A 7,772-nucleotide genomic window follows, 5' to 3' on the forward strand; every position below is an offset into this window, starting at 1 on the left:
GGGCGCTCACCAGCGATTCGGCGAGGTTGATCTCGACTGTGTGCGCCAGGCTCGAGCCGCGCACCGTCTCCACGAAGCCCGCGGCCGGGTAGACGTTGCCGGACGTGCCGATCGCGATGAACAGGTCGCAGACTTCCAGCGCGTCCTCGACCTCTTCCATCGCCTTGGGCGTCTCGCCGAACCAGACGATGTCCGGCCGGAGCTGGCTGGTGACACCGCAGCCGGGGCAGGCATGCGCCGTGCCGAGATCGACCTCCCAGCGGCCGTTCCAGCCGCAGCGCACACAGCGGACCCGGTCGAGCTGGCCATGCATATGCAGGACGGCACGCTGGCCGGCCCGCTCGTGCAGGTCGTCGACATTCTGGGTCACCACCCGCACCTCGCCCGGCCAGCGCCGCTCGAGCTCGGCCAGCGCCAGATGGGCCGGGTTGGGCTGCACCGCTGGGTCGCGCAGCTGGCGACGCCGATGGTTGTAGAAGCGATGGACGCTCTCCGGGTCCGCGGCGAAGGCTTCCGGCGTGGCCACCTCCTCGAAGCGCCGCCCCTCCCACAGCCCGTCGGGGCCGCGAAAGGTAGGCAGGCCGGATTCCGCCGAGATCCCGGCTCCGGTGAGCACCACGATCCGTGCGTCTGCGCCGATCCGACGTTGTAGCATGAGTGACCATCCTCCTGCTGCCGCAGCCGGACTGATCCGGCTTGAGACGCGATCAGGCACGCTCAGGCAGGCGCGCCGCGTATCGTTCATCCGACCAGCATCCCTCTAGCCGCCCGCTGCGCATGCGTCACGGGGGCGCGCGCCAAGGGGCTCCAAAGCAAAATGGCGAGCGGACATGCGGGCCCTGCCGTACCGGTCTTGCCGGTACGCAGCCACATGTTCACTCGCCATGGAAAGGTTGGCTCCCCGGGCCGGACTCGAACCAGCGACCCAGCGGTTAACAGCCGCTTGCTCTACCGACTGAGCTACCGGGGAACGTGGGGTGGTTCTTATGGGGGCCCGCCGGGCTTGGCAAGCGCTATCTGGACGGTGCATCGATCCGAAGCGAACGGATCCACCACTGGATATGTCGATGCGCTTCGCCCTTCTGAGCCGGCTCCCCTACCGCCGCGTGCTCGCCTGGCAGGAACTCTTGCAAGAAGCGCTGGGCAGCGTCGAGGTGTTACTAGGCCCGCCACACGCCGATCCGGACCCGGCCGAGCGCGCGGCGGTCGAGGTGCTGTTCGTGGCCGATCCGGCGCCGGGCAGCTTCGCCGGCTGGCCCGGGCTGCGGTTCGTGCAGAGCCTGTGGGCCGGCGTGGACGGGCTGCTGGCCGACCCGTCCCTGCCGCAGGACCTGGCGCTCGCCCGGATGAAGGATCCGGCCTTTGCCGATGAGATGGCCGAGAGCGTCGTCACCCACGTGCTGAGCCTGCACCGCCAGTTGCACCGCTACCGGGCGCAGGCCGCCCTGCGGATCTGGCAGCCCTTGCCCCAGCCGCGCGCGGCGGAGCGGGTGGTGGGCGTGCTGGGCATGGGCGAGATGGGCGGGCGCGCCGCATCAGCCCTGCAGCGCCTGGGCTTCGTGGTGCTGGGCTGGAGCCGGAGCGGCCGGCCGGTGGCCGGGGTCGAGGCCCATGCCGGACCGGACGGCCTGGCCGCCATGCTGCCCCGGGTCGAGATCCTGGTGAACCTCCTGCCGCTCACGCACGCGACCCGCGGCATCCTGGACCGGACCCGGCTGGCCCTGCTCCCGCCGGGGGCCTGCCTGGTCAATCTCGGCCGCGGCGCGCATCTGGTGACGGCCGATCTGCTGGCCGCACTGGACGAGGGGCGGCTGGACCACGCGGTGCTGGACGTGTTCGACACCGAGCCCCTGCCGGCTGACGACCCGCTCTGGGAACATGGGTCGGTAACGGTGCTGCCGCATGTGGCCGCCGTCACCGACCCGCGCACAGCGGCGCCGATCGCTGCCGCGAATGCCCGGCGTTTCCTGGAGGGGCACGAGCCGGATGGTCTGGTCCGGCGCGAGCTGGGCTACTGAGGGCGGATCACGCGGGGGCGGGTCACGCCGACATCGCCTGACGGATGACCTCGGTCGCGAACTGGTGGCGCGCCCGGTAATCGGTGGAGACCGCGCGAGCATTGCACCATGCCCGGAACTGGTCCGGTTCGATGCGCACTTGGACGACCGGCAGCCCCTGCTCCCGGAATAGGCGCAGCGCCTCCTGCGCGGCACCATGCCAGGCTGCGAACGACGGCGGCAGGCGGTCGCCGTCGCTGAATAGGTTGCGCAGTCTGGGATAGTCGCCCGGGTCGAACCACGGGAAGCCGATCGACGGAGGCATCGCCATTCTCTTGTGCCGCTTGTCTGGTTGCTCGTGCCGCATCGCCGGATGACGGCTGCCGGATGGGCGTGGGCTCATCCGGCATCGCATCGCGGCTCCGACAAGCCATGCCCGCCGGACGGTGTCCGTGACGAATGTCACAAGTTCACAGATGTTCTTTCACTATCCGCTGCCGGCCCGGCCGGACCGGCGCCGGGCGGTCAGCTCGCCCGACAGCGGATCGCCCAGACATCGGGGCCGCGCTGCCGGTCGCGGCCGAACACCGGCAGCCGGTCGCCGCCGGGCGTGCCTGGCCCGAGCGGGCGCGGCACGATGCCCTCGCTCAGATGGAGGATGGCCTCGTCCGGATCGACGCCGGGCGGAATGCGCCACGCGTCCCGGTCCACGCCGTGCCAGCCGAGCCGCCCCAGCAGCACGACCAGCTCGCGACGCTGGACGGGGCAGCAGTCGCTGGCACCCAGCTCAAACAGAAGGTCTCCATTCACCGGGATCTCCTCGACGACCACCTGGACCGGCATTTCCCATGCACGGCAGATTCCGGCACTGCGGACGTTATGCAATGCGGCAATCATGATCATCGCCCGGCGCGCTCTGGCCGGACGCCGCCGGCAGCTTTGCGCCGCCGTCACCCCTGCCCGCCTGCCTTAGCAGGATTTGCCGGAACCTGTTCGCCCGACTGCGGGCGTGCTGCATCATGGGATGCAGCAAGCAGGGTGCTTGTCTTGGAGGTGGAGGCCGGAGGGGGAATCGAACCCCCGAATAGCGGATTTGCAGTCCGCTGCATTACCACTTTGCTATCCGGCCGGCGGTGCAGGTTCTAGGCAGAGGTGCAGGCGCGGTCAACGCGGACGTGGCACATCCAGGCAAATGGGACATGGCCGGTCGTCCGGCACTGCGGATCGACAGACGGGGGCCCTGCTTGCTATGAGCCGCCTCGTCCGGCACCGGCCCGGACTCGACGAGATTCTGGGTGCTTGCATGAACGACTACGCCGCCCGCCGCCACATGATGGTCGAAGCCCAGCTCCGGCCAAGTGCGATCGATGACGAGCGGCTGCTCCAGGCCATGGGTCAGGTGCCGCGCGAGGCGTTCCTGCCCCGGGCGCTCAAGGGCGTGGCCTACGGCGACGAGGACATCGTGCTGGGCGATGGCCGGCGGCTGATCGAGCCCCTGGTGCTGGCCAAGCTCCTGCAGGCGGCGGCGGTCCGCCCTTCGGATGTCGCCCTGGTGATCGGCTGCACCACCGGCTATTCGGCCGCCGTGCTCGGCCGGCTGACCAGCACCGTGTTCTGCCTGGGCACCGATGCCGAGCAGCTGGCCCAGGCCGAGAAGGTGTTCGCGGAGATCGGTTGCGACAATGCGGTGCCGGTGGTGGGCGACCCAGCGGAGGGGCATCCGGCACAGGCCCCCTTCGACGTGATCCTGATCGCCGGTGCGGTCAGTGTCGTGCCCGAGAAGCTGAAGGCACAACTCGCCGAGGGCGGTCGCCTGGCGACGGTCCTGCAGACGGGCCGCGCCGGCAAGGCCGCGGTGATCACTCGGATCGGCCAGGCCTTTGGGATGGTCACCCCGTATGATGCGGCCGCCCCGGAAGTGCCGGAGCTGCGCCCGGCACCGGCCTTCACTTTTTGAGGGGCAGGCTGACGGGCCGGACGGCCGTTCCACCCGGCCCCGTGGCCGCGCCCCTCGCAGCGACTGGAACCGATCGATGACTGCCCGACCGCTCGCCATTGAGGTCGAGGAACTGGCCCGGCTCCGCGCAGGCCCGGATGCGCCGGTGCTGCTCGATGTCCGTGAGCCCCGCGAGCTGGCGATCTGCCGCTTCCCGGACAGCCTGGACATCCCGATGGGCAGCCTGCCGGGACGCCTGGCCGAGCTGCCGGCCGACCGCCCGATCGTGGTGGTGTGCCGCTCTGGTGCTCGCAGCATGCAGGTCACCCGGTGGTTGCGGGCGCAGGGGCGTGACGATGTCAGCAACCTTTCCGGCGGCGTGCTCGCCTGGGCAGAGCGGATCGACCCGAGCTGGCAGAGCTACTGAGGCACGGGCGCGACCGTCGAGTGAAAATTTTCGCGCAACTCGCCGCCTGGTTGCGCCGTGACCCGATCCGAATCTACCATGCCGGCATGGCGGCGCTGGCTGCCCGGTTGCAGCCATGCCGGACGGCCGCACCCGACGTGAGGACAGGATGAGCGAGCCGAAGAAGGACGTGCCCGAGCCGTCGATGGAGGAGATCCTGTCCTCCATCCGCAGGATCATCGCCGAGGAGGACGACGTGCCGCCGCGGCCCCTGACGGAGGAGCCCGGGCGGCCCGAGCCGGCGGGCGACGACGTGCTGGAGCTAACGGAGCGGATCGACGAGCCGCGACCTCGGCCGGAGCTCAGTCCGGCCCCGGTCCGCCCGACGGAGGTGGCGCCACCCGCCCTTGCCCACCGATCCGAGCCCAACCCGGCAGTCGCAGCTTCCCAGGAGCCGCCCTTGGCCGAACCGAACCCGCTCGTTTCCAGCGCCGCCGCCGCGACCAGCACCGCGGCGCTCAGCAAGCTGGCCCGCGCCGCCACCCCGCCGCCTCCGGAGACACCGCGGCCGATCGCCGGCCTCACCGTCGAGCAACTCCTGGTCAGCATGCTGGAGCCGATGCTCAAGGAGTGGTTCGACAAGAACCTCCCGGCCCTGGTCGAGCGGATCGTCGAGGACGAGGTCAAGAAGCTGGTGCGCCGCGCCGAGATGCAGTGATACGGCGCTAGCGTCGTCTTTACGAACGGCTTTCATGCTTCGTTCCAACGGAAGCCCGATGATCGGCCCGGTTCGGAACGGCGGCGAATGCTGACCAGACAAATTGCCTTGCGGTCGGGAGCTGCAGGTGCCGCAGCCCTCCTGGCCGGCTGCTCCTATTGGCCAGCCGGCTATGCCGACCCGAGCCTCGTCCACGTCCCCTGGCTGATCGATCGCGAGAAGCTGCTGTTCGTGCTGGAGGGCGGCGACGGCGATCCTGCCTTGCCGGCGCGCCCGGCCATTTGGGACTTTTCGACCAGCACAGGCACCCAGTACCGCTCGTCCGAACAGGGCCGCTGACATTACGCCACCACCTCCCAGGACGGCGAGTGGATCGTCGGTATTGCCCACGCGTGCGATGCCAGCGTCGATGCATGGCCGAATGCCCGCAATCGGCCAGTCATCTGCCGGCGCGACGGAAGTGGCTTCACCAAGCTCGGCAAGCCGGATGGGTTCCATCAGGCTGCGACCATGGACCCGGCAGGGAAGCGGATCTGGTACACCAGGACCACGGCTTTCCTCGAAGACGATCCTGACGACCCCGTTGCCTACGATCTCTTCGCGCTCGATCTTGCCAACGGACAGGAACATCGGATCACAAGGTTCCAGTTCTATCGAGCTTCAGTCGCTGGCTTCGGTGACCGCGGTGTCTGGCTGAACATCTCCGACAGCGTACGGATCTCGCAGGACCGGCACGAGCCCCTCGCCTTCGAGCATCGTCACATGGACACGCTCCTCTGGATCGACCCCTCAGGAAGACAAAGCCGAAACGGATCCGCCAGTTCGGCGATCGCGTGCTTCTGGCGGGCATTGTTCATCCTGAACGACGAGATGACGGTGTGGGGCGCGCCGACTTCCTCCGGGCGGAGCGGCCTGGCTGGTACCTCTACGACCTCTTCCGCAGTCCGCCGGACGACATGCGCCGTATCACCTTCGCGGATGGCTACTCCCGCTCGCGCACGTGCGGCTTCGGCCTTCCCATGCCTTCATCGAGTGGAATCGCATGGGTGAAGGCGTGATGGAGCGGAGCCGACAACAACTGGTCGACCTGGACAGCGGACGAGTGACGGATGTGGTCGTGCCCGAGATGACCGGCACTTGTGCGGAAGTGATCGAATTGCGTGCCTGAATGGCGGGCGGCATCCAGCCGTGCGGGCCGGATGGCCGCCTCCCGCCCGGCGACTTGTTCGCAGGCTTCCTTTCCCCTAAATCGCGGATCGCTCCTGCCCGGCCCCGGGCCTGATTGGGATTCCGCCGATGCTCGACAAGACCTACCGACCCGCCGAGGTCGAGGCCCGTCTCTATGCCGAATGGCTGGAGCGCGACGCCTTCGTAGCGAGCGGCAACGGCGAGCCCTGGTGCCTGATGATGCCGCCGCCGAACGTCACCGGCAGCCTGCACATGGGCCATGCCCTGACCTTCACCGTGCAGGACGCGCTGACCCGGTTCGAGCGCAAGCGCGGCCGCCGGGCGCTGTGGCAACCGGGCATGGATCATGCCGGCATCGCCACGCAGATGGTGGTCGAGCGCAAGCTCGCCGCCGAAGGCAGGGAGCGCCGCGCCATGGGGCGGGACGCTTTCCTCCAGGAAGTCTGGGCGTGGAAGGAGGAAAGCGGCGGGGCGATCGGCCGCCAGCTCCGCCGGCTGGGGGCGAGCCCCGACTGGTCGCGCGAGCGCTTCACCATGGATGCGGGCCTGTCGGCCGCGGTGGTCAAGGTGTTCGTAGAACTGCACCGCCAGGGCCTGATCTACAAGGACAAGCGGCTGGTCAACTGGGACCCGAAGCTGCAGACCGCGATCTCCGACCTGGAGGTCGCCCAGACGGAGGTGGACGGCAGCCTCTGGCACTTCCGCTACCCGATCGTGGAACGGCCCGGCGAGTTCATCACGGTCGCGACCACCCGGCCCGAGACGATGCTGGGCGACAGCGGCGTGGCGGTGCATCCGGAGGACGAGCGCTACCGGCACCTGCACGGCCTGCACGCGATGCTGCCGATCGTCGGCCGCAAGATCCCGATCGTGGCGGACGAATATTCGGACCCGGAAAAGGGTACCGGTGCCGTCAAGATCACCCCTGCCCACGACTTCAACGACTTCGAGGTCGGCAAGCGCCACAACCTGGCGCAGATCTCGGTCCTGGACCGCGAGGGCAGGATCGCTGGCGAGGGCGTGCCGGCCGCACTGGTCGGCCTGGACCGGTTCGAGGCACGCAAGCGGGTCGTGCAGGCCATGGAGGAAGCGGGCCTGCTCGACAAGGTCGAGAAGCACAAGCACATGGTGCCGCATGGCGACCGCTCGGGCGTGCCGATCGAGCCTTATCTGACCGACCAGTGGTACTGCGACGCGGCGACGCTCGCCAGGAAGCCGATCGAGGCGGTCGAGAGCGGCCGCACCGTGTTCGTGCCCAGGCAGTACGAGAACACCTTCTTCGAGTGGATGCGCAACATCCAGCCCTGGTGCATCAGCCGCCAGCTCTGGTGGGGCCACCGGATCCCGGCTTGGTACGGCCCGGATGGCAAGGTGTTCGTGGCGGAGAGCGAGGCGCAGGCGCAGGCGGAAGCTGCCGCACATTATGGCCACGCCGCCCCGCTGACCCGTGATCCCGACGTGCTGGACACCTGGTTCAGCTCGGCGCTGTGGCCGTTCAGCACGCTGGGCTGGCCGGAGCAGACGCCG

The 7,772-nt window shown here is 69.1% G+C and carries 10 protein-coding genes and 2 tRNA genes; 7 read left to right on the top strand and 5 right to left on the bottom strand.

Annotation, left to right across the window (positions count from 1 at the left end):
* Together EQG76_RS02745 and EQG76_RS02750 are read right to left on the bottom strand one after the other, a co-directional pair.
* Positions 1 to 655 (bottom strand): NAD-dependent deacylase (locus EQG76_RS02745; protein ID WP_159710408.1); only part of this gene is annotated, 655 nt, incomplete at its 3' end.
* Positions 656 to 894: 239 nt separating this feature from the next.
* Positions 895 to 970: transfer RNA gene (locus EQG76_RS02750), tRNA-Asn, on the bottom strand.
* 97 nt (positions 971 to 1,067) lie between these two features.
* On the opposite strand from EQG76_RS02750, the gene EQG76_RS02755 reads away from it, so the two are divergent.
* Entirely contained in the window at positions 1,068 to 2,018 is a 951-nt protein-coding gene (locus EQG76_RS02755) for a 2-hydroxyacid dehydrogenase (protein ID WP_159710410.1), read from the top strand.
* Between the two features lie 22 nt (positions 2,019 to 2,040).
* Here the strand turns inward: EQG76_RS02755 and EQG76_RS02760 are convergent, their stop codons facing one another.
* From EQG76_RS02760 to EQG76_RS02770, 3 genes are all read right to left on the bottom strand, one after another.
* Entirely contained in the window at positions 2,041 to 2,328 is a 288-nt protein-coding gene (locus EQG76_RS02760) for a hypothetical protein (protein WP_159710412.1), read from the bottom strand.
* Between the two features lie 194 nt (positions 2,329 to 2,522).
* Positions 2,523 to 2,840, bottom strand: coding sequence for a hypothetical protein (locus tag EQG76_RS02765; RefSeq protein WP_159710414.1), 318 nt, complete (start codon positions 2,838 to 2,840; stop codon positions 2,523 to 2,525).
* 211 nt (positions 2,841 to 3,051) lie between these two features.
* Positions 3,052 to 3,126: transfer RNA gene (locus EQG76_RS02770), tRNA-Cys, on the bottom strand.
* A 174-nt stretch (positions 3,127 to 3,300) separates the two neighbouring features.
* Here EQG76_RS02770 and EQG76_RS02775 point away from each other — a divergent pair.
* The 6 genes from EQG76_RS02775 to EQG76_RS02795 all read left to right on the top strand — a co-directional run.
* Complete coding sequence (locus EQG76_RS02775) at positions 3,301 to 3,954, top strand: protein-L-isoaspartate O-methyltransferase family protein (protein ID WP_159710416.1); 654 nt, start codon at positions 3,301 to 3,303, stop codon at positions 3,952 to 3,954.
* 76 nt (positions 3,955 to 4,030) lie between these two features.
* Complete coding sequence (locus tag EQG76_RS02780; protein ID WP_159710418.1) at positions 4,031 to 4,360, top strand: rhodanese-like domain-containing protein; 330 nt, start codon at positions 4,031 to 4,033, stop codon at positions 4,358 to 4,360.
* Positions 4,361 to 4,508: 148 nt separating this feature from the next.
* Positions 4,509 to 5,057, top strand: a complete 549-nt coding sequence (locus tag EQG76_RS02785) for a DUF2497 domain-containing protein (protein WP_159710420.1) — start codon at positions 4,509 to 4,511, stop codon at positions 5,055 to 5,057.
* Between the two features lie 87 nt (positions 5,058 to 5,144).
* The gene (locus tag EQG76_RS02790; protein ID WP_159710422.1) at positions 5,145 to 5,396 is read left to right on the top strand and encodes a hypothetical protein; all 252 of its coding nucleotides are present in this window, start codon (positions 5,145 to 5,147) and stop codon (positions 5,394 to 5,396) included.
* 703 nt (positions 5,397 to 6,099) lie between these two features.
* Positions 6,100 to 6,225 carry a hypothetical protein gene (locus EQG76_RS32705; protein WP_255476456.1) on the top strand — a complete coding sequence of 42 codons (126 nt, stop codon included), beginning with the start codon at positions 6,100 to 6,102 and terminating at the stop codon, positions 6,223 to 6,225.
* Between the two features lie 128 nt (positions 6,226 to 6,353).
* The coding region (locus tag EQG76_RS02795; protein ID WP_159710424.1) for a valine--tRNA ligase at positions 6,354 to 7,772 on the top strand (1,419 nt) is incomplete at its 3' end.

The sequence above is a fragment of the Geminicoccus flavidas genome, assembly GCF_009806515.1.
Taxonomy (GTDB): domain Bacteria; phylum Pseudomonadota; class Alphaproteobacteria; order Geminicoccales; family Geminicoccaceae; genus Geminicoccus; species Geminicoccus flavidus.

Excerpts from the sequence above, each read along its gene's own strand:
- EQG76_RS02785 (WP_159710420.1), top strand. The coding sequence starts at position 4,509 with ATGAGCGAGCCGAAGAAGGACGTGCCCGAGCCGTCGATGGAGGAGATC.
- EQG76_RS02765 (WP_159710414.1), bottom strand. The coding sequence starts at position 2,840 with ATGCCGGTCCAGGTGGTCGTCGAGGAGATCCCGGTGAATGGAGACCTT.
- EQG76_RS02760 (WP_159710412.1), bottom strand. The coding sequence starts at position 2,328 with ATGGCGATGCCTCCGTCGATCGGCTTCCCGTGGTTCGACCCGGGCGAC.
- EQG76_RS02755 (WP_159710410.1), top strand. The coding sequence starts at position 1,068 with ATGCGCTTCGCCCTTCTGAGCCGGCTCCCCTACCGCCGCGTGCTCGCC.
- EQG76_RS02780 (WP_159710418.1), top strand. The coding sequence starts at position 4,031 with ATGACTGCCCGACCGCTCGCCATTGAGGTCGAGGAACTGGCCCGGCTC.
- EQG76_RS02775 (WP_159710416.1), top strand. The coding sequence starts at position 3,301 with ATGAACGACTACGCCGCCCGCCGCCACATGATGGTCGAAGCCCAGCTC.
- EQG76_RS02790 (WP_159710422.1), top strand. The coding sequence starts at position 5,145 with ATGCTGACCAGACAAATTGCCTTGCGGTCGGGAGCTGCAGGTGCCGCA.
- EQG76_RS32705 (WP_255476456.1), top strand. The coding sequence starts at position 6,100 with ATGGGTGAAGGCGTGATGGAGCGGAGCCGACAACAACTGGTCGACCTG.